Here is a 19946-nt window from a genome sequence, read left to right on the forward strand (position 1 = left end):
AGAACGCACACGGGTCAGAACGCACGCGGGTCACGACTCACACAGGTCAAGACGCACGCGGGCTCACGCCCCCGCGCCCTCCCGTACGTTCCCCCGTACCCACTCCACGATCGACGCGGTCGTCGCGCCCGGGGTGAAGATCGCCGCGACACCCTTCTCCTTCAGCGGCGCGATGTCCGCCTCCGGGATGATGCCGCCACCGAAGACCTTGATGTCCTCCGCGTCCCGCTCCTTCAACAGCTCCAACACCCGCGCGAACAGGGTGTTGTGCGCACCGGACAGGATGGAGAGGCCGATCGCGTCGGCATCCTCCTGGATCGCGGTGTCGACCACCTGCTCGGGCGTCTGGTGCAGCCCGGTGTAGATGACCTCCATACCGGCGTCGCGCAGCGCCCGCGCGATCACCTTGGCCCCGCGATCGTGCCCGTCGAGCCCCGGCTTGGCGACCACCACGCGGATCGGCCCGGCTGCCACACCCATCACTGCCTCCATGTACCGATATCCATTCCGGCGACCGACAACAGTCTGTCCCGGTACAGATACCCCGCACCGCACCGGCCGGGGAAGTGAACGAACGTTATCCCCAGCATCGCGCAAGCGGCAGTTTCACGGTGGAGAGCGAGGGGGAAATCACACGGAGGGACACGTTCGCTGCGCGCTCGTCCGTTACCCGGGGCTCACGCTCCGCATCCGGGCCAGGCGCGAGGGGAGCCACATCGAGATCGCCGGACCACCGCGCCGGCAGCCGCACGGCGTGGTGACACCGCACATCGGCGCGTGCAACGGGGGCACGGAGCCACCACTCCACGGGGGCCCATATCGCCATCGCGCAGCCGTTCGCGCGGCCGACTCCTCGACCATGACTCCCCCTAGGGCACACGGGGGACAGAGCCGTCCTTCCGTGCGCCGGTCGGGAGGTCGACGATGCCGGTCACAGGGGCCCGCCCCTTTCGTCCGTTCAGCGCTCTGCTGCCGAGAATCCTCGGCCGCGGGCCACTCTCGGTCCTTCCACTCCCACGGCTCCCCCACGGCAGACTCCCTCTCGCCAGACTCCCCCTCGCCGCATTACCGCTCCCGGCTCTCCGCCTGCCGAGCCTGCCCGCGCTGCCCGCGCTGCCCGCGCTGCCTACGAAGGTCGCCGGGCTCTCCGTGGCCCTCCTGAAAGCGACCGCCCTGGAGCTGACAATCCTCACGGGTCACCTCCTCCTCTATCCCTCCGGCATCACCCAGGAACGCCGGGCGGCCCCGATCCAGCCGCCCCCGGACGCCCCCCGCCTGCCACCGGACAGCAGGCCACCGGTCCTTCTCCTGCACGGCTTCATCGACAACCGTTCCGTCTTCGTCCTGCTCCGCCGCGCCCTGTCGCAGCACGGCGGCCGCTGCGTGGAGTCCCTCAACTACTCCCCCCTCACGTGCGACATCCGCGTCGCCGCCGAACTGCTCGGCCGCCACATCGAAGAGATCTGCGAACGCACGGGACACGACCGGATCGACATCGTCGGGCACAGCCTCGGCGGCCTGATCGCCCGCTACTACGCGCAGCGGCTCGGCGGTGACGCACGCGTCCGCACCCTGGTCACGCTCGGCACGCCGCACTCCGGCACCCGCGCCGTGCCGTTCGCGGACGCGCACCCGATCGTCCGGCAGATGCGACCGGGCTCCGATGTGATCGAGGAGTTGAAGGAACCCGCACCGGGCTGCCGCACGCAGTTCGTGAGTTTCTGGAGCGACCTGGACCAGATCATGGACCCGCTGGAGACGGCCTGCGTCGACCACCCCGACCTGACCGCGCAGAACGTGCGCGTGACCGGCATCGGCCATCTCGCGCTGCCGGTGCATCCCGCGGTCGCGACCGGCATCCGCCAGGCACTCGATCTGGCGCACCCGGGGGCCGACGCCCGGAGCGCGCCGGGGGGCCTCACGGTCGCCTGACCCGCAGTTTCATCGAACGGCCGTCGAACGCAGGGCCAAGGCTGCGCCCACAGTCCGCCGAAAGACGGCCGAATGCCCGTTTCCTGAAACCACGAAACCTGCCGAAGATTGTCGCGCCCGTATACCGCCGGGTACAGTCGCCGCACTGCTCTGCCCCTGCTGCCGAGGCGAAAGAGAAGTTGGTGAACGACCGTCACCCGTCGGGGAGCTCGACTCCCCCGTCCTCGGCTCCCGGCGCCGACTACGCGCACTACGCGCCGTACGACCAACAGAGCGCCCAGCACGGCGGCTACGGCTACGACCCCTACTCCACCGGCGCCTACGACACCGGTACCTTCGCCGTCGACCCCCTCTTCGGCGACATGCCGGACGGCGGGCACGACACGGGACAGTGGGCGACCACCACAGGGCCCCAGCAGACGCTCACCCACGACGCGTACGCCGCGCAGTACTACGCCGCCACGTACGACACCGGCAGCTACGACACCTCGATGTGGTCGACCGGCGGCCATCAGCAGCTCATCGACATCCCCGCGCAGCAGGGCCCCGACACCACTGGCCAGTGGGACACCGGCGCATGGAACCAGGCGCCGCAGACCGGGCAGTGGGACACGCAGGCCTTCGACACCGGCGCGTACGACGCCACGACGTGGAACTCCGCGGGCGAGACGCACGACGCGCCCCCCGCGTACGAGACCCCGGGGCCCGAAACGCAGCTCTACGAGTCCACGGACACGTACGAGATCTCCCCGGACGCCGCCTACGAAACCGACACCGCGTACGGGGCCGACCCCCTGGATGAGTCCGACCCTCTGTACGGAAACGACGCCCCGTACGAGAACGGCGCCGGATCCGACACCGGAACCTCCTCTCCCGACGGGGCCCCCGGAACTCCGAACCCCTCCCGCCGCGCCTCCCGGGGCAAGGGCGGCAGCGCCTCCGGCGGAGGCGGAAACGGTTCGCGAACCCGCCGCCGCACCCCCGCCAAACGCTCGGCGTTCCTCACGGTCGCGGTGCCCTCGGCCTGCGTGATGGGCGTGGCCGGCGTCGCCGCCGCCTCCGTGGGCGACTTCGGCGGGGACGACACCAAGGACACGACGGCTTCCGCCCCGGACCCCACGTCCGTGCAGCCCTCCGCCGCCAACAACAAGCTGGACACCCAGCTCGCGAACCTCTCCGCGGACGCGGGCGACTTCGCCGACCGCGCGAGCCGCACCCAGGAGCGCATCGACCTCAAGGCCCAGAAGGTGGCCGCCCAGAAGAAGGCGGTCGCCGACGCGGCACGCAAGGAGCGGCTGCGCCCCAAGTTCGCACTGCCGGTGAAGCAGCACGGCCTGAGCGCGTACTACGGACAGGCCGGCGTCAACTGGATGTCCGCGCACTCCGGCATCGACTTCCCGGTGTCGTACGGCACGGAGGTCCTGGCCGCGACCGACGGCACCGTGTCGACGAAGTGGAACAGCGCCTACGGCAACATGGCGATCGTGACCGCCAAGGACGGCACGGAGACGTGGTACTGCCACCTCTCCACGCACAAGATCTCCAGCGGCCCCGTGAAGGCGGGCGAGCCCATCGCCTTCTCCGGGAACTCCGGCAACTCGACCGGCCCGCACCTGCACTTCGAGGTGCGGCCCGGCGGCGGCTCGGCGATCGACCCGCTGCCGTGGCTGCGCAGCCACGACCTCGACCCGACGTAACTCCGGCCGCCGCTTCCGGCGTTACCGCTTGTTACCAGTCCTCCTGCACTACAGCTTCTCGACCGGCGCGTACCGCAGCAGCAGGCGCTTCGGCTTGGGCTCTCCGAAGTCCACCGTCGCCTCTGCGTTCGCCCCTGTGCCCTTCACGCCGACCACCGTGCCGAGGCCGAACTGGTCGTGGGTGACCCGGTCGCCGACGGCCAGTGAGACCACTGGCTTCTCCGAGGCGCGGCGCGTGGCGAAGCCCTGGGCGCCGCCGGAACGCGAGCGCGAGGACGAGAGCGACGCGGCGATGCCTCCGGCCGGTCCCGACCCGCCGGAAGACGACGCCGGTGCGCCGACGGAACCCGTCCGCTTCCAGTCCAGATGGGCGTCCGGGATCTCCTCGAGGAAGCGCGACGGCGGGTTGTACGACGGCTGGCCCCAGGCGCTGCGCATGGAGGACCGCGTCAGGTAGAGGCGCTCACGCGCGCGCGTGATGCCCACGTACGCGAGGCGGCGCTCCTCCTCGAGCTCCTTGACCTGCCCGAGGGAGCGCATGTGCGGGAAGACGCCGTCCTCCATGCCGGTCAGGAACACCACAGGGAACTCAAGGCCCTTGGCGGTGTGGAGGGTCATCAGGGTGATGACTCCGGAGCCGTCGTCCTCCTCGTCAGGGATCTGGTCGGAGTCGGCGACCAGGGCGACCCGCTCCAGGAAGTCGGAGAGCGTACCGGTCGGAGCGGCGCCTTCACCGGCCTCCCCCTCGTCCGCACCGGCCTCGTCCTGAGCGCCGTCCGCTGCCTGGTTGCCGTCCTGACTGTTGTCCTGGTTGCCGTTCTGGCTGTTGTCCTGCTCGAACTCCAGTGCCACGGCGGCGAGTTCCTGGAGGTTCTCGATGCGCGTCTCGTCCTGCGGGTCGGTGGAGGCCTGCAGCTCGGCGAGGTAACCGGTGCGTTCGAGCACGGCCTCCAGGACGACGGCCGGGCCCGCGCCGGACTCGACGACGGTCCGCAGCTCCTCCATGAGCGTGTTGAACCGCTTGACGGCGTTGGTCGACCGGGCCGCCATTCCGTACGCCTCGTCGACACGGCGCAGGGCCTGCGGGAAGGAGATCTTCTCGCGCTGCGAGAGCGCGTCGATCATCGCTTCCGCGCGGTCGCCGATGCCCCTCTTGGGGACGTTGAGGATGCGGCGCAGCGGGACGGCGTCCTCGGGATTGGCGAGGACACGCAGGTACGCGAGGACATCGCGGACCTCCTTGCGCTCGTAGAAGCGGACGCCGCCGACGACCTTGTAGGGCAGGCCCACGCGGATGAAGATCTCTTCGAAGACACGGGACTGGGCGTTCGTCCGGTAGAAGATCGCCACGTCACCGGCCTTGGCGTCACCCGCGTCGGTGAGGCGGTCGATCTCGTCGGCGACGAACTGTGCCTCGTCGTGCTCCGTGTCGGCGACGTACCCGGTGATGCGCGCGCCCGCGCCCTGGTTGGTCCAGAGGTTCTTCGGACGGCGGCTCTCATTGCGCTCGATGACCGCGTTGGCGGCGGTCAGGATCGTCTGCGTGGAGCGGTAATTCTGCTCCAGGAGGATCGTCGTCGCGTCGGTGTAGTCCTCCTCGAACTGGAGGATGTTGCGGATCGTGGCGCCGCGGAAGGCATAGATCGACTGGTCCGCGTCACCCACCACGCACAGCTCGGCGGGGTCGTCGCCCTCGCCTCCGGAGGGGCCGACCAGCTCGCGCACGAGTGCGTACTGTGCGTGGTTGGTGTCCTGGTACTCGTCGACCATGACGTGCCGGAAGCGGCGCCTGTAGTGCTCGGCGACGTCCGGGAAGGCGCGCAGCAGGTGGACCGTCGTCATGATCAGGTCGTCGAAGTCCAGCGCGTTCGCCTCGCGGAGGCGCGACTGGTACATGGCGTAGGCCTGGGCGACGGTCTTCTCGAAGCCGTCGGCGGCCTGACCGGCGAAGTCCTCCTCGTCGATCAGCTCGTTCTTCAGGTTCGAGATCTTGGCGCTGAACGACTTCGGCGGGAACTTCTTCGGGTCGAGGTCCAGGTCGCGGCAGACCAGGGCCATCAGACGCTTGGAGTCCGCGGCGTCGTAGATCGAGAAGGAGGACGTGAAGCCCAGCTTCTTGTACTCGCGGCGCAGGATGCGGACGCAGGCGCTGTGGAACGTCGACACCCACATCGCGTTCGCCCGCGGGCCCACGAGCTGCTCGACGCGCTCCTTCATCTCACCCGCGGCCTTGTTCGTGAAGGTGATCGCGAGGATCTGGCCGGGGTGCGCACCGCGCTCGGCGAGCAGGTACGCGATGCGGTGGGTCAGCACGCGGGTCTTGCCGGAGCCCGCGCCGGCGACGATGAGCAGCGGGGCACCGGCGTGCACCACGGCCGCGCGCTGGTTCTCGTTCAGCCCGTCGAGGAGCGTCGCCGGGTCGATGACCGGGCGGGGGGCACCGTCGCGGTAGTGCGAGTCCCGGGTCATGGGCGCGTCGAACTTCCCGTCGAACAGATCATCCGGAATGGGCTCCGGAGCACTGTCCTCGGGCGGCGGCGGGGGCGCTTCGTCCGTGGCCCGGGAGGGCTGCAGGTCCGCCAGGAAGCTGTCATCAAAGAGGCTGCTCATCGCCTCCCGAGTCTAGGCGGCCCCACTGACAACCCGCTGCGGGTTCCGGTCACCTCACACTTGCCCACGCCATGCCCATGTCTTGCCTACGTCTTGCCTACACCCTGCCTACGCCTTGCCTACACCCTGCCTGCGGACGCTCACGCTCCGCATCCACTCGGCATGATCGCGCCAAGGCCGTGGAAAGTCACGAAAATGTATCGGGCATATCGAACATCAACCTTCACAGGGACCACACGAGTTGGCTAGCGTGCTCCGCGGGCTGCTCGTCCCCCCACCGGCGAACCCGCCGGGAACGAGTGGCCTCCGCCGAGTCCGACATGTTCGGAGCCGGGGACCCACCGAAAACTTGGGGTGAATCGGTCCCGCACGTAGTACGGGACCGTAGGGCAACCTTCCGGACCACCCGCCCGAACCCGACAGCTAACCCGGTAGGCGGTCTACGGAAGGAGTCGCCTCCCTTGGCGTCGCACCGCAAGCCGCGGACCCGGGCAGCCGGAATTCGCACGACCCCCGCCATCGGCATCACGACAGCGGCCCTCACCTCCGTCGCCCTCCTGTCCCAGAGCGCGCAGGCAGCGCCCGCCGCGCCGACGAAACCCAGCCTCGAAGAGGTCCAGAAGAAGGTCGACGAGCTCTACCAGCAGGCCGGTGTGGCCACGCAGAAGTACAACGCGGCCAAGGAGCGCACCGACAAGCAGCGCAAGAAGGTCGACCGCCTGCTCGACGACGTGGCCGAGCGCACCGACGAGCTGAACGACGCGCGCAAGGAGCTCGGCTCGTTCGCCGCCGCGCAGTACCGCACCGGCGCCGTCTCCGAGACGGCCACGATGATGCTCGCCAACGACCCGCAGGGCTACTTCGACCAGAACCACCTGGCGGACCGGCTGACCACGCGCCAGAAGAAGGCGGTCGACGCCTACACGACGCAGCAGGCGTCGGCGACCAAGCAGCGCACGGAGGCCGCAAAGAGCCTGGAGACCCTGAACGATTCGCGGGACGACCTCAGGACGAGCAAGCAGACCGTCCAGAAGAAGCTGGGTGACGCGCGCGAGGTCCTTTCCAAGCTGACGGCCCAGGAGAAGGCGCGGCTCGCGGAGATCGAGCGGAAGAAGAAGCAGGAGGCCAAGCGCAAGGCCGAGAAGCTGGCCCGCGAGCAGGCCGCCGAGGCGGAGCGCAAGCGGAAGGCGGAGGAGGAGGCCCAGCGGGAGAAGGACCGGGAGCAGGGTCAGGGCTCCGGCTCCGGCTCCGGCTCTGATGCGGGCTCGGGCTCGGGGTCGGGTTCCGGTTCGGGCTCCGGGAGCACGGAGGGCGACTACGCCACCAAGGCCGCGAAGGTCATCGCCTTCGCTCAGGCCCAGATCGGCAAGCCGTACGTGTGGGGTGCCACCGGCCCCGACTCGTACGACTGCTCAGGGCTCACCCAGGACGCGTGGAAGGCGGCTGGGATCTCCCTGCCGCGCACCACGTGGGACCAGGTGAAGGTCGGCACGACCGTGAAGACCGCCGACGCCAAACCGGGTGACCTGGTGTTCTTCTACGACGACATCAGCCACGTGGGCATCTACATCGGCAACGGCAAGATGATCCACGCCCCGAAGCCGGGCGCGAACGTCCGCGTCGAGTCGATCTACTACATGCCGATCCACAGCGTGGTGCGCCCCGCGTAACCGTCACACCTCAAAACCCCTCATGACACCTCATAAAAGTGGCCCTCCACACGCGCGTGGAGGGCCACTTTCGTGACGGTCGCCTTCATGAGAGCGGGTTCATGACGGTCGCCTTCATGAGGGCGGGTTCCTACGTCCGGGTCAGGTCCTCAGGTCCACAGCACCGCGATGAAGATGTTCGCGACGGTCAGCAGGCCGACCGCGCCGAACAGGCCCTTGTCGACCTTCTCCTCGTCCCGCTTCACGTAGACCAGCGCGAGGATCACGATCAGCAAGGCCAGCTTGATGCCGATCTTGAGGTTGTTGACCGTGTTGTCGTCCGCCTGGTTGAGGCCCACCAGGACCACACCCGTGACGAGCATGGTCAGCGCGCCGTGCAGCATCGCGGGGTTGAAGCGGGCCGTGCCCTGGCCCATCTGCTTCATCTGGGTCAGGAAACCGCCCAGGAGAGAGCCGATGCCGATGATGTGGAGGCCGACGAAGAGATGGATGAGTAGGTCCATGAGGCCGGAGCCTAGCCGGGGTGCCCGCCCGCCCCGGCCACCGCCCCCGTACCACCACTCCCCGCCAGGCACATCGCAATCGAGCCATCGGTCACGGCCCTACGTGAAGCAGCCGCCGCCTCGTGATCGAGACGGTCGGAGCCGGTCGATGAGCGCCCACTTCCGCCAGTTGCGCACAATCCGTCACTCACCCGTGACGGCCAGGTTTAGCGTCCTCCACCAGGTGACCGACTCCCCACCGCCGCCCGATCAGGGGCGGCCGTCGGACACCACCGCCGAGAAACCCGGCGGTGGCCCGTTCCCCCTGTGCGGGCCGCCGCCGGACACCTAAGGAGCCCCTCTTCGTGGCAGCGCACCGCAAGCCGAAACAGCGCTCGCTCAGCGGCAACACGGTCCGCACGGCCGCCACCCTCGCCCTCGCGGGAGCCGCGTCGGCGACCGCCTTCGACGGCACGGGGCACGCGGACCCACAGCTCGGCCCCGCCGAGGTGAAGTCCAGGGTCGACGCGCTCTACCGCGAGGCGGAGACGGCCACCGAGAAGTACAACGGCGCGAAGGAGAAGGCCGAGAAGGCCGAAAAATCACTCGGTGAGCTGCGCGACGAGGCGGCCCGCAAGACGGACAAGCTCAACTCCGCCCGCAACAGCCTGGGTTCGTACGCTGCCGCGCAGTACCGCGCGGGCGGCATCGACCCCTCCGTGCAGCTCATGCTCTCCTCCGACCCCGGGCAGTTCCTGGACCGCGCGGCGCGCGCCGACCGGGCCGGGAGCCGCCAGGCCGTGGCCCTGCACGACGTACGCGAGCAGCTCCGGGAGATGGACCAGCTGCGCGGAGCGGCCGATGACCGTCTGGCCGCCCTGCACGCCCGCCAGACGGAGCTGAAGAAGCACAAGAAGACGGTCACCACGAAACTCGGCGAGGCCAAGCGCCTGTTGTCCCGGCTCACCGCCGCCCAGCGCGCGGAGGTCGCCACCCCCGACCGCGGCGACGGCGACCGCGCGACCCGCTCAAGCACCCGCGTCGCCCCTCTGGGCACCGCCAAGGCCCCCAACGCCCGTGCCGCGTCCGCCGTCTCCTACGCGTACCAGGCGATCGGCAGCCCGTACGTCTGGGGCGCCACCGGACCGCACGCCTTCGACTGCTCCGGCCTGACCCAGGCCGCGTACCGCTCCGCGGGCGTCTCCCTGCCCCGCACCACCTACGCCCAGATCGCCACGGGCAAGCGGGTCTCCCGATCCGAACTGCGCCCCGGCGACCTGGTGTTCTTCTACTCCGGTATCAGCCACGTCGGCCTCTACATCGGCAACGGCCAGATGATCCACGCCCCCAACCCGAGTGCCCCGGTGCGGCTCGCACCGATCGATCAGATGCCGTTCGCGGGGGCCACCCGCGTGACGTGAGCCGACGCGCACCGCCCCGCACAAGATCCATATCGTCCCCGGCCGTTCCGCACCGGCCCCGACAAGCTCCGTACCAGCACCCCAGTAATGTCACGTGCATGCCTAGCCGTACGCTGCCGCCGCCCCCGCCACCTGTGTATCTGCGCACCTGGCCGGACCGTCAGACGCTACTCGTCGACCGCGGCACGGCCCTCGTGGAGCTGCACCGGCGACACCTCGGGGTGGGCCGGCTCCTGTTGCTGTGGCTCTGCGGCCTCGGCGGCGCGATCGGCTGGGCGCTCCTTGTCCAGCCGTTCCGGATGCTCGCGGACGAGGACGTCACGGGCTTCATCCTCGGCCCGGTCCTCGCGATCCTCGGCCTGGCGGCGCTGGCCCCCGCGGTGACCGGCGTCGTCCTCGGCATCCGCCACGACCGGCGCATCCGGCAACTCACCGACGCCTGGCTCGCCTTGGACACCCACCCGGTGTCCGACGCCCGGTTGCGCTCCCCCGCCCTCAGCCTCCTCTGGCTCCTGTCGTCCCTCGCCGTGTGCGCGCTCGGCCTGTGGGCGTCATTCGCGGCCGCCGCGCACGCCGAACCAGGCCACGAGACATACACCGACGTCGTCCTCGGCATGGGCGTCGGCCTGATCGTGTGGCTGACGGGCCTCCTCGGAGCCACGAAGGCCGTCGGCCACTACCGCTGGGCGCTGCGGAACCTGGGCCCGGCGGCGCCCCCAGCCCCCGCCCACCGCTGACGCCCCACCCGGCACCCGGCACCCGGCACCCGGCACCCGGCAGATCAGACCAGGCGCCGCGCCGTCGCCCACCGCGTCAGCTCGTGCCGGTTGGAGAGCTGAAGCTTCCGCAGCACCGCCGACACATGCGACTCGACCGTCTTCACGGAGATGAAGAGCTGCTTGGCGATCTCCTTGTACGCATACCCGCGCGCGATGAGCCGCAGCACCTCCCGCTCGCGCTGGGTGAGGCGGTCCAGGTCCTCGTCCACCGGGGGCGCGTCGGTGGAGGCGAAGGCGTCCAGGACGAACCCGGCCAGGCGCGGCGAGAACACCGCGTCGCCGTCCTGCACACGGAAGACGGAGTCCACCAGGTCGGTGCCGGTGATGGTCTTGGTGACATAGCCGCGAGCACCGCCCCGGATGACACCGATGACGTCCTCGGCGGCGTCGGAGACCGACAGCGCGAGGAACCGCACCGGGTTCTCCGCGTCGGCCATCAACGGCGAGCAGCGGCGCAGGACTTCCACCCCACCGCCGCCCGGGAGGTGCACGTCCAGGAGGACGACCTCGGGCCGGGTGGCCGTGATGACCGTGACCGCCTGGTCGACGTCGGCGGCCTCGCCGACCACCTCGACGCCGGTGACATCGGTCCGCCCGATCTCGGCCTGCACCCCGGTGCGGAACATCCGGTGGTCGTCGACCAGGACGACTCGCACACGACGCCCGTCCGCACCGCCGCCCTCGTCCGATCCGGTCGGCTCCGTGGGCCCGTTCGCCCCGGTCGCGTCGCTCATGTCGTCGCCGTCCTCTCCATCTCCAGCTCGACTTCCGTACCGCCGCCCGGCACCGCGCGCAGCCGCGCCGTGCCGCCGTTACGCTGCATGCGGCCGATGATCGATTCTCGTACGCCCATGCGGTCGTCGGGCACGGAGTCCAGGTCGAAACCGGGACCGCGGTCCCGGACGGACACGAACACCGTCTCCCCCTCGACTTCGGCGAAGACCTGCACCGCGCCGCCCTCGCCACCGTACTTGGCGGCGTTCACCATCGCTTCCCTCGCGGCCTGCATCTGTGCGGTCAGCCGGTCGTCGAGCGGGCAGTCGCCGACCACGACGACCTCGATGGGGACGCCGTGCTTGTCCTCGACCTCGGCGGCGCTGCGGCGGACCGCCTCGGCGAGGGTGTCGGGCTCCTCGTCCTCGTCCTTGCCCGTGCCCTCCGGTTTGTAGAGCCAGGCCCGCAGGTCACGCTCCTGGGCCCGGGCGAGGCGTCGCACCTCGCTCGCGCTCTCCGCGTTGCGCTGGATCAGGGTCAGCGTGTGCAGCACGGAGTCGTGCACATGGGCTGCCACCTCGGCCCGCTCCTGAGCGCGGATCCGCATCAGCCGCTCCTCGGAGAGGTCCTGCATCATGCGGACGAGATACGGGCCGGCGAGCAGCGCGACGCCGACGAGCACGGCGAGCGAGGCCTGCAGAACGGCGCCCAGGTGCGCGGCGGAGCCCTGCAGCACGAAGATGCCGGACACTCCGGCGCCGACCAGGAGCACTCCGGCCGCCGACCGGGCGAGTGTCAGGGTGCGCCTGCGGCGGCCGACAGCCATCCAGCGGGCCCTGCGGGCGTTGTCGGCCTGTCGCCAGACGAGGGCGACACCGGCGGCGACGAGCAGGGTCGGGACGACATACGCCTTGGTCGAACCGTCGAGGTCCACATTGCTGACGAAGACCATGGCGACGACGACCATCGCGAGGAGCGCGACGAGCTGCCCCTTGTCGGGCTTGCGGGCCACGAGTCTTCGTCGGCCGTCGGGCGCCGTCTCGGTCGTGACGGCCGCGGGCGGGCGCTCGGCTTCGACGCCGCCCACACCGAGCGGGACGAAGAACCAGAACGCCGCGTACAGCAGACCGCCGAGGCCGTCCGCCATGCAGAGGCCGACGAAGATCAGCCGGACCCAGATCACGGGCAGTCCGAGGTGTCCGGCCAGACCGCGCGCCACGCCACCCAGCCAGCGGCCGTCACCGCTGCGGTAGAGCTTGCGCAGCGGTCGGACGTCGTCGAGGGGTGATGCAGCGGCTTCCGGCATGTCATCGATATTCACACGCGAGCGCGAGCGAGGGCATCAGGGTCGGCCCCCGAGACATCCCTGATCTCGGCCCCTGTGCCGGCCCTGTCAGGGGTACGACCCGAGGAGTCTCAGGGGCGATATCAGGGTTCGTCCAGGGTCGTCCCGACTGCCGCGGCGGCCTCGCGGCGGTCACCATGGACGCATGACAGATCAGCAGCCCGCCGAGACGCCGACCGAGGCCGCCCTCCGCGATGTCGTGCGTGCCGCGTACGGCGAGCGGGGCGGTCACGTGGGCAGCCACCCGGCGGGCCCTCCCGCGGAGTATCGGAAGTTCCGCCGCGACCGTCGGCAGAAGAAGATCGGCGGGGTGTGCGCCGGACTCGGCCGGCACTGTGACATGGACCCGGTGATCTTCCGCATCGGCCTCGCCGTCCTCGCCATAACAAGCGGCGTCGGCCTGGTGGTCTACGGCTTCGCCTGGCTCCTCGTGCCGTACGAGGACGAGGAGGAGAACGAAGGGCGCAGGCTCCTCTCCGGCCGGGTCGACGGACAGGCCCTGACCGCCGTGCTCTTCGCGCTCGTCGGCTGCGGCGTCTTCCTCACCTTGCTGCACAACGGCGGGGCGCTCACCTTCGCCGCCGTCCTCGCCCTGCTCCTCGCGGGTGCGGGGTACTGGTCGCGGCAGCGCGACACCCACGACACCGATCCGGTGGCGGCGCAGGCCGCGGCGGACGCCCCGCCCGAGGCGAAGGCGCCGCCCGTCGTACTGCACCCTTCGTGGTGGCGCGACCCGATCGTCAAGGACGGCACGCACGTCGGGATCTCGGGCTACTTCTGGGGCCCCGAAGGCCTGGACATCGGCTATGAGCCGACGGAGCACCGGGGCGTGCCCCGCAGGGCCACCGAGGCCGCTCCCAGGCCCGCGGCCGCGCCCGTGCCCAAGCCCCGCGGACCACGCTGGATCGGCGGCGTGGTGTTCCTGTTCGCACTGCTCGCGGGCGGCCTCGGCACCGGCTTGACCTGGGAGGATCAGCCGCTCGGCACGACGTTGCAGACAGGGCTCGCCTGTGCGCTCGCGGTGTTCGGCCTCGGCATCGCCATCAGCGCCTTCACCGGGCGCACCGGAGCCGGGTCGATCGTGCTCGCGGTGCTCACCGCCGGCCTGCTCGCCGGCGCGGCGGCCCTGCCGAAGAACATCTCCACGCATTACTCCCGCACGGACTGGATACCGGCAACGGCGACGGACGTCCGGCCCCGGTACGAGGTGGGGCTCGGCAAGGGCACCCTCGATCTGAGCAAGGTCGAGATCGGCAAGGGGAAGACGCTGACCACCGGCGCCGAGATCGGCGCGGGTGACCTCAAGGTGATCGTGCCAAAGGACGTCACGGTGCGGCTGGATGCGGAAGTGGGCCTCGGCGACATCGTGTTGCCCGACGACAGCAACAAGGACCTGGACATCGCTCCGGGCCGTGAAAAGAAGGTGACGCTGCAGCCGCCCTCGGGCAGCAAGGACGGCGGCACGATCGATCTGCGCCTCGAAGTCGGCGTCGGACAAGCGAAGGTGACCCGTGCTACGTCATGAATTCCAACCCGGCAAGCTGATGGCAGGGCTCTTCCTGCTGGCGGTCGCCGTCGTGTACGCGGGCGACGCGGGCGGCGCCTGGGACGCACCATGGTTCGTCGCACTGCCGCTCGTGATGGCCGGTCTGTTCCTCGCGGGCGTGGCGGCGGCGGTCCATGGAATACGCCACAGAGGCACGGTTCGCGCGGGCGAGCCGTCGCGGGGCACCAGGACGTCGCAGGACTAGGGCTCCTGCTGATGCTCCGTAAAGGGCCAGCGCAGGGCGGCCTGTATAGGGGCCAGCACAGGGCGGCCTGTATGGGGACCACCCGGCGGATCATGGCGCGGGGCGCGGGGCGTTCCTCTTCTCGCGGCGGGCGGCACGGAGCGCGTCGGCGGAGAAGACCGAGGCACCGGCGAGCACCAGCGGCAGCCACGCCATCAGGTAGGCCAGGTCGTTGCCGTAGTAGTAGGGGCTCTCGTGCCAGCTCATGGTCAGCCAGAGGCTGAGCGAGATGAGCGCACCGCCGAGCGCGGCGACCCGGGCGAACAGACCGATCAGTGTGCCGATACCGACGGCCAGTTCACCGAGGGCGATGGCGTAGCCGAAGCCGACGGGGCTCTTGAGGGACAGGTCGACGAGAGCGGGGATCGCGGAGAGGTCGCGGACGCCCTCCATCGTGGCGCCGATCGAGCCGGAGCCGCTCGCCTGCATGAAGGTGCTGTCGGTGAGCTTGTCCAGGCCGGCGTAGATGAAGGTGACGCCCAGGAAGATCCGCAGGGGGAGCAGGGCGTAGCGGGTGGCGGAGTCCCGCCACTCGTCGCGCCTGACGTGGCGGGTGTGGCCGGGGTGGCTGTCCGTCCGTATGCCGTGCGCCATGGCACTCCGCCTCTCGCGTGGTCCCGTCTCTGACGATACGTACGAAGCGGGGCCGCTGCTCACCGGCGTGCGGCGGTTTTTCAAAGATCGGTCCGGAAGCTCGGTCCGGAAGCGACAGGGGGAGGCTTTTGTGTCAGCTGAAGCAGGTCGGGGGAGGCGCGCGAGGGAAGGGCTGCGCGGAGGTCTGCGCAGGGTGCTGCTCAGGTGGGGTGGCGGCCGGGTCTGGGCGTCGGTGGGTCAGTCCGTGACGTCGATCGTGACGCGGTTGGTCTCGACGCCCGCGGCCGTGATGACCTGGACCTCGACGCTGCCGGGTTCGACGTCGACCGGGACGGGCACGGTCAGCACCGCGTCGCTCGGATTGGCGAAGCCGCCGGGTACGGGCACGAGCGGCACGTGGACGTGTACCGCGCCGATGCGGACGACCGTGCGGGCGAGCCGGTCGGCCTCCCCGGCGCCGGGCGGGACGAAGCCCGCGCCGCGGATCTCGATGTCGTCGCCCGTGCGGATGGGGGCGTCGAGGTCACCGGCCTCCCGGGCGCGGACCACGGAGAGGATCACAGGACGGCCGCCTTCGGCGTACTTCCCCGCCAGATACGTCGCGGCGGAGACCAGCACGAGCACGGCGAGCCCCCATGGCAGGTCGGGCAGCTGCTCGGGCCGCCGCGCGAGGCGTACCGCCGCGAAGACCACGGCGACGGCGCTGACCAGGACGTACTGCGTGTCGGTGAAGCTCCCTCGACCTGCGTCGTCGGTGAGCGGGTCGGCAGCCCGCGGCCGGTCCGCGCGCACCTTCTGCAGGCGCTGGCCGAGCACGCGCAGGCCGACGATCCTGCGCACGAGGACGGCCACCGCGCACACCACGGCGAGGACGGTCAGCGTCCCGGCGGCGCGGGCGAGCTCGAGGCCTGCGATCAGCTCGTCGCGCTCCCGGTGCCCCGAGGCCGCGGCCAGTTCGCCCGCGAGGACGAGCACCGCGAAGACGACGAGGAGCACCCAGCAGGCGGACACGGTGCGCGAGGTGGAGAGCCGGTTGTCCTCGCCGAGCACCGGCGCCAGGACCCCGCCCCGTGCCCGGTGCGCGTATGCCGCGCCGGTCAGCAGCCCGCCCACGACCAGGGCCGCAAGGAGCCCGGCCGTGCGCGCGGACGTCCAGCCGGTGCCGATCGCGGTGAGCGCCTGGACCAGGAGCAGCACGGCGAAGGAGACCCAGACGACGGCGAGGGTGCGTGTCCACAGACGGCGCAGCCAGGCCTCGCCCTCGGCCCGGCCGCGTTCGGCGACATCGCGTGCGGACTGGGTCAGTTCGTCCGACACCCACTGCCGGGAGGCGCCCGCCGAGTGCGCGACGGCCGCGGGGAGTCCCTCTCCGGCCGCGTATTCATCACGCTTGGCGAGGAATACGGCGACAGCGCGCCGGTGCCCCTCGCGCGCCCCGTGCGGGCAGCCGCCGCACGTGCAGCTGCCCCCGTGCGCGTCCTGCCTCGCCTCCTGCACCGCCACCGCGTACGCCGCCTTCCCCACCCTCGAAGCCCCTGGAGGCCCTCGCGAACTTCCCTGCAGAGAAGGGGAATTGTGCCGTACTGAGAGGCGAACAAATCCCCGGGGTCAGGTCAGCGGGGGTGAAAGGCGCGGCACGGCATTGACGTCCAGGTCAGGCCAGCAGATCCGGCTCGCTCCGGCTGATGTCCTGCCACAGCGACTGGTAGTTGATCCACGCCACCAGGTCGCTGCCGAGTTGCTCGCGCGTCTGCACCGCCTGCTTGTGGCCGATCATCACGGGCCTGCCCGCGGCCCGTGCGCTCAGCTGGACCTGACAGGAGCGTTCCATGGAGATGAACCACCAGGCGGCCGCGTCGACGGAGTCCCCGACCGTGAGCAGGCCGTGGTTGCGCAGGACGACCGCCTTGTGGCCGCCGAGCGCGGACGCGATCCTGCGGCCCTCCTCGGCGTCCACGACGACGCCGGTGTAGCCGTCGTACAACGCATGGCTCTCGTAGAAGGCGCAGGCCTCCTGGGTGATCGGGTCCAGGAGTTCGCCGAGCGTGGAGAGTGCGCGGCCGTGCAGCGAGTGGCAGTGCGCGACGGCGACCACGTCGGGCCGCGCAAGATGAGCCTGGGCGTGGACGGTGAACGCGGCCTGGTTGACGTGGTGGCGCCCCTCGACCACCTGCCCCTCGGCATTGGCGAGGACGAGGTCGCCGACGGTGACGTGCTTGAAGGGCATCCCGAAGGGGTTCACCCAGAAGCAGTCGGTGTGCTCCGGGTCGCGCGCGGTGATGTGGCCGGAGACCCCGTCCTCGTACCCGAGCCTGCCGAAGACGCGCAGCGCGCCGGCGAGCCGCTCCTTGCGGTGCTGCCGTTCGTCGGCCACGGACTCGTGGACGGGCGGCATCGCGAACTGCAACCGCTCGACGGGTATCGGTGTGGGCGCCTGCATGTGTCCTCCATCTCTGGCTGTACGAGGCGGAAGGTACCGGTGGTGCGTACAGGAGAACAGAGGGGTGGTGAACAGAGGGGTGGTGAACAGAGGGGTTGTGGACAGAGGGGTCGTGGACAGAGGGGTGCCGAGGAGGTCCACGTCAAAGACGACAGAAGGTGTCGGGTATCGGCGCCAGACTCGACGTATGCCGTTCAACTGGGAAGCCTTCGCCGCAGCAGAGCCGGATCTCGCCCGCACCGTCGAGGGGCGGTTCGCCGCGTTCACCCATCATGTCCTCGCGACGCTCCGCAAGGACGGCTCTCCGCGCACCACCGGGATCGAAGTCCGTTTCCTGCACGGAGAGTTGTGGCTCGGCATGATGCCGAACTCGTTCAAGGCGCTCGACCTGCGCCGCGACCCGCGCTGCACGTTGCAGGCGAACCCTGGGCCCGGCACCGAGATGGCGGGTGGCGACGTCCGGATCGCGGGCCGGGCGATCGAGGTGCGGGACCGGGAGACCGTCGCGCGGTATGCGGAGGCGGTCGAGCCACCGGACCCGGACGCGTTCCACCTCTTCCGCGTCGAGCTGACGGAGGTGGTCCGCACGTATATCGAGGACGGGAAGTACCTGGCGGTGCAGCTGTGGAAGCCGGGAGCAGGGACGCGGGTGACCCGGCGGACCTGACCGGGCAAGCGGAACGGCGCCGCCCACAGGTCTGTGGACGGCGCCGTCTCAGGCGTACGGGGAGGTCACTCCCACTCGATGGTCCCCGGCGGCTTCGACGTCACGTCGAGCACCACGCGGTTGACGTCGGCGACCTCGTTGGTGATGCGCGTCGAGATCTTCGCGAGGACGTCGTACGGCATGCGGGTCCAGTCGGCCGTCATGGCGTCCTCGGACGAGACGGGGCGCAGGACGATGGGGTGGCCGTAGGTGCGGCCGTCGCCCTGGACACCGACGCTGCGGACGTCGGCGAGCAGCACGACCGGGCACTGCCAGATCTCCCGGTCGAGACCCGCGGCCGTCAGCTCCTCGCGGGCGATGGCGTCGGCCTCGCGCAGCAGGTCGAGGCGGTCCTTGGTGACCTCACCGACGATGCGGATGCCGAGACCGGGGCCGGGGAAGGGCTGGCGCTGGACGATCTCGTCCGGCAGGCCGAGCTCCGCGCCGACCATCCGGACCTCGTCCTTGAACAGCTTGCGCAGCGGCTCGATGAGCTGGAACTCGAGGTCCTCGGGGAGGCCGCCCACGTTGTGGTGGGACTTGATGTTCGCGGTGCCGGAGCCGCCACCGGACTCGACCACGTCGGGGTAGAGGGTGCCCTGGACCAGGAACTCCACCGGCTGGTCGCCGGGGGCGTCGGCGATGATCTCCGCCTGGGCCTGCTCGAAGACGCGGATGAACTCGCGCCCGATGATCTTCCGCTTCTCCTCGGGGTCGGAGACCCCGGCGAGCGCGGCAAGGAACCGCTCCTGGGCGTCGACGACCTTCAGCTGCACGCCGGTCGCGGCGACGAAGTCCTTCTCGACCTGCTCGGTCTCGTTCTTGCGCATCAGACCGTGGTCGACGTACACGCAGGTCAGCTGCGAGCCGATGGCCTTCTGGACGAGGGCGGCGGCGACAGCGGAGTCCACGCCGCCGGACAGACCGCAGATCGCGCGCTTGGTGCCGACCTGCTCACGGATCGCGGCGACCTGCTCGTCGATGACGTTGTCGGTCGTCCAGTTCGGCGTGAGGCCGGCGCCGCGGTAGAGGAAGTGCTCAAGGACCTGCTGGCCGTGCGTGGAGTGCATCACCTCGGGGTGGTACTGCACGCCGTACAGCTTCTTCTCGTCGTCCTCGAAGGCCGCGACCGGCACGACGTCCGTGGACGCCGTGACCGAGAAGCCCTCGGGCGCCGCGCTGCACGCGTCGCCGTGCGACATCCACACGGACTGCTCGGTCGGGGTGCCCTCGAAGAGGGTGGATCCGGCCTTGGAGACGGCCAGCGGCGTGCGGCCGTACTCCCGGGCGCCGGTGTTGTCGACCGTGCCGCCGAGGGTGATGGCCATCAGCTGGAAGCCGTAGCACATGCCGAAGACGGGGACGCCGGCCTCGAAGAGCTGACGGTCGACGGTCGGCGCTTTCTCCGCGTACACCGACGAGGGGCCGCCGGACAGGATGATCGCCGCGGGCTTCTTGGCGAGCATCTCGGAGACGGGCATCGTGCTCGGCACGATCTCGCTGTAGACGCGGGCCTCACGCACGCGACGGGCGATGAGCTGGGCGTACTGCGCTCCGAAGTCGACGACCAGAACGGTGTCGGGAGCGGCGGCAGCGGGGGGCGCTGATGGCACGGCGGCGGCCTTCCGGCGTTGAGCTTGAGCGGTGCGTGAGCAGAGGCTCGTGCGTGAGCAGGGGGTCTGTGTTTGTCGATTCTACCGGGCGCGGCAGGGGCCCTCTCGTCGTATCCGACAGGGCCCTCGTCGGATACATCCGACGGCCGTCCA

The 19946-nt window shown here is 70.4% G+C and carries 17 protein-coding genes and 1 riboswitch; of the genes, 8 read left to right on the forward strand and 9 right to left on the reverse strand.

What is annotated here, in order from left to right; all coding sequences use genetic code 11:
- Positions 1 to 63: 63 nt before the first annotated feature.
- Positions 64 to 480, reverse strand: coding sequence for a cobalamin B12-binding domain-containing protein (locus ABZ953_RS04315; RefSeq protein WP_361716459.1), 417 nt, complete (start codon positions 478 to 480; stop codon positions 64 to 66).
- Positions 481 to 1086: 606 nt separating this feature from the next.
- On the opposite strand from ABZ953_RS04315, the gene ABZ953_RS04320 reads away from it, so the two are divergent.
- Positions 1087 to 1932 carry an alpha/beta fold hydrolase gene (locus tag ABZ953_RS04320; protein WP_361717065.1) on the forward strand — a complete coding sequence of 282 codons (846 nt, stop codon included), beginning with the start codon at positions 1087 to 1089 and terminating at the stop codon, positions 1930 to 1932.
- A gap of 182 nt (positions 1933 to 2114) precedes the next feature.
- Positions 2115 to 3629 carry a M23 family metallopeptidase gene (locus ABZ953_RS04325; protein WP_361716462.1) on the forward strand — a complete coding sequence of 505 codons (1515 nt, stop codon included), beginning with the start codon at positions 2115 to 2117 and terminating at the stop codon, positions 3627 to 3629.
- Between the two features lie 48 nt (positions 3630 to 3677).
- Here ABZ953_RS04325 and pcrA read toward each other — a convergent pair whose 3' ends face one another.
- Positions 3678 to 6239, reverse strand: a complete 2562-nt coding sequence (gene pcrA / locus ABZ953_RS04330) for a DNA helicase PcrA (protein WP_361716465.1) — start codon at positions 6237 to 6239, stop codon at positions 3678 to 3680.
- 297 nt (positions 6240 to 6536) lie between these two features.
- Positions 6537 to 6693: riboswitch (cyclic di-AMP (ydaO/yuaA leader) on the forward strand.
- A 7-nt stretch (positions 6694 to 6700) separates the two neighbouring features.
- On the opposite strand from pcrA, the gene ABZ953_RS04335 reads away from it, so the two are divergent.
- Complete coding sequence (locus ABZ953_RS04335; RefSeq protein WP_361716468.1) at positions 6701 to 7909, forward strand: NlpC/P60 family protein; 1209 nt, start codon at positions 6701 to 6703, stop codon at positions 7907 to 7909.
- Positions 7910 to 8058: 149 nt separating this feature from the next.
- Here the strand turns inward: ABZ953_RS04335 and ABZ953_RS04340 are convergent, their stop codons facing one another.
- Entirely contained in the window at positions 8059 to 8412 is a 354-nt protein-coding gene (locus ABZ953_RS04340) for a hypothetical protein (protein ID WP_361716471.1), read from the reverse strand.
- 344 nt (positions 8413 to 8756) lie between these two features.
- Between ABZ953_RS04340 and ABZ953_RS04345 the strand changes: the two genes are divergently transcribed.
- Positions 8757 to 9812 carry a C40 family peptidase gene (locus ABZ953_RS04345; protein WP_361716474.1) on the forward strand — a complete coding sequence of 352 codons (1056 nt, stop codon included), beginning with the start codon at positions 8757 to 8759 and terminating at the stop codon, positions 9810 to 9812.
- A gap of 98 nt (positions 9813 to 9910) precedes the next feature.
- On the forward strand, positions 9911 to 10549 hold the full coding sequence (locus ABZ953_RS04350) for a hypothetical protein (RefSeq protein ID WP_361716477.1): 639 nt from the start codon (positions 9911 to 9913) through the stop codon (positions 10547 to 10549).
- Positions 10550 to 10593: 44 nt separating this feature from the next.
- Here ABZ953_RS04350 and ABZ953_RS04355 read toward each other — a convergent pair whose 3' ends face one another.
- Positions 10594 to 11325, reverse strand: a complete 732-nt coding sequence (locus ABZ953_RS04355) for a response regulator transcription factor (RefSeq protein WP_361716480.1) — start codon at positions 11323 to 11325, stop codon at positions 10594 to 10596.
- The gene (locus ABZ953_RS04360) at positions 11322 to 12611 is read right to left on the reverse strand and encodes a PspC domain-containing protein (protein WP_361716483.1); all 1290 of its coding nucleotides are present in this window, start codon (positions 12609 to 12611) and stop codon (positions 11322 to 11324) included. Before ABZ953_RS04360 ends, ABZ953_RS04355 begins: the two co-directional genes overlap by 4 nt.
- Before the next feature lie 184 nt (positions 12612 to 12795).
- Between ABZ953_RS04360 and ABZ953_RS04365 the strand changes: the two genes are divergently transcribed.
- Positions 12796 to 14175 carry a PspC domain-containing protein gene (locus ABZ953_RS04365; RefSeq protein ID WP_361716486.1) on the forward strand — a complete coding sequence of 460 codons (1380 nt, stop codon included), beginning with the start codon at positions 12796 to 12798 and terminating at the stop codon, positions 14173 to 14175.
- Positions 14162 to 14401 carry a hypothetical protein gene (locus ABZ953_RS04370; RefSeq protein ID WP_361716489.1) on the forward strand — a complete coding sequence of 80 codons (240 nt, stop codon included), beginning with the start codon at positions 14162 to 14164 and terminating at the stop codon, positions 14399 to 14401. Before ABZ953_RS04365 ends, ABZ953_RS04370 begins: the two co-directional genes overlap by 14 nt.
- A 90-nt stretch (positions 14402 to 14491) precedes the next feature.
- On the opposite strand, the gene ABZ953_RS04375 is transcribed toward ABZ953_RS04370, so the two are convergent.
- From ABZ953_RS04375 to ABZ953_RS04385, 3 genes are all read right to left on the reverse strand, one after another.
- Positions 14492 to 15034: a DoxX family protein gene (locus ABZ953_RS04375; RefSeq protein ID WP_361716492.1), complete on the reverse strand. Its 543-nt coding sequence runs from the start codon at positions 15032 to 15034 to the stop codon at positions 14492 to 14494.
- Positions 15035 to 15271: 237 nt separating this feature from the next.
- Positions 15272 to 16537, reverse strand: a complete 1266-nt coding sequence (locus tag ABZ953_RS04380; protein WP_361717068.1) for a hypothetical protein — start codon at positions 16535 to 16537, stop codon at positions 15272 to 15274.
- A 151-nt stretch (positions 16538 to 16688) separates the two neighbouring features.
- Positions 16689 to 17474 carry a class II aldolase/adducin family protein gene (locus ABZ953_RS04385; protein WP_361716499.1) on the reverse strand — a complete coding sequence of 262 codons (786 nt, stop codon included), beginning with the start codon at positions 17472 to 17474 and terminating at the stop codon, positions 16689 to 16691.
- A 187-nt stretch (positions 17475 to 17661) separates the two neighbouring features.
- Between ABZ953_RS04385 and ABZ953_RS04390 the strand changes: the two genes are divergently transcribed.
- Positions 17662 to 18141: a pyridoxamine 5'-phosphate oxidase family protein gene (locus tag ABZ953_RS04390; RefSeq protein ID WP_361716502.1), complete on the forward strand. Its 480-nt coding sequence runs from the start codon at positions 17662 to 17664 to the stop codon at positions 18139 to 18141.
- A 65-nt stretch (positions 18142 to 18206) separates the two neighbouring features.
- Here the strand turns inward: ABZ953_RS04390 and guaA are convergent, their stop codons facing one another.
- A complete protein-coding gene (gene guaA / locus ABZ953_RS04395) occupies positions 18207 to 19793 on the reverse strand; it encodes a glutamine-hydrolyzing GMP synthase (protein WP_361716505.1) in 1587 nt (528 codons plus the stop codon).
- Positions 19794 to 19946 lie beyond the last annotated feature (153 nt).

The organism is Streptomyces sp. NPDC046465 (assembly GCF_040646035.1).
Lineage (GTDB): Bacteria > Actinomycetota > Actinomycetes > Streptomycetales > Streptomycetaceae > Streptomyces.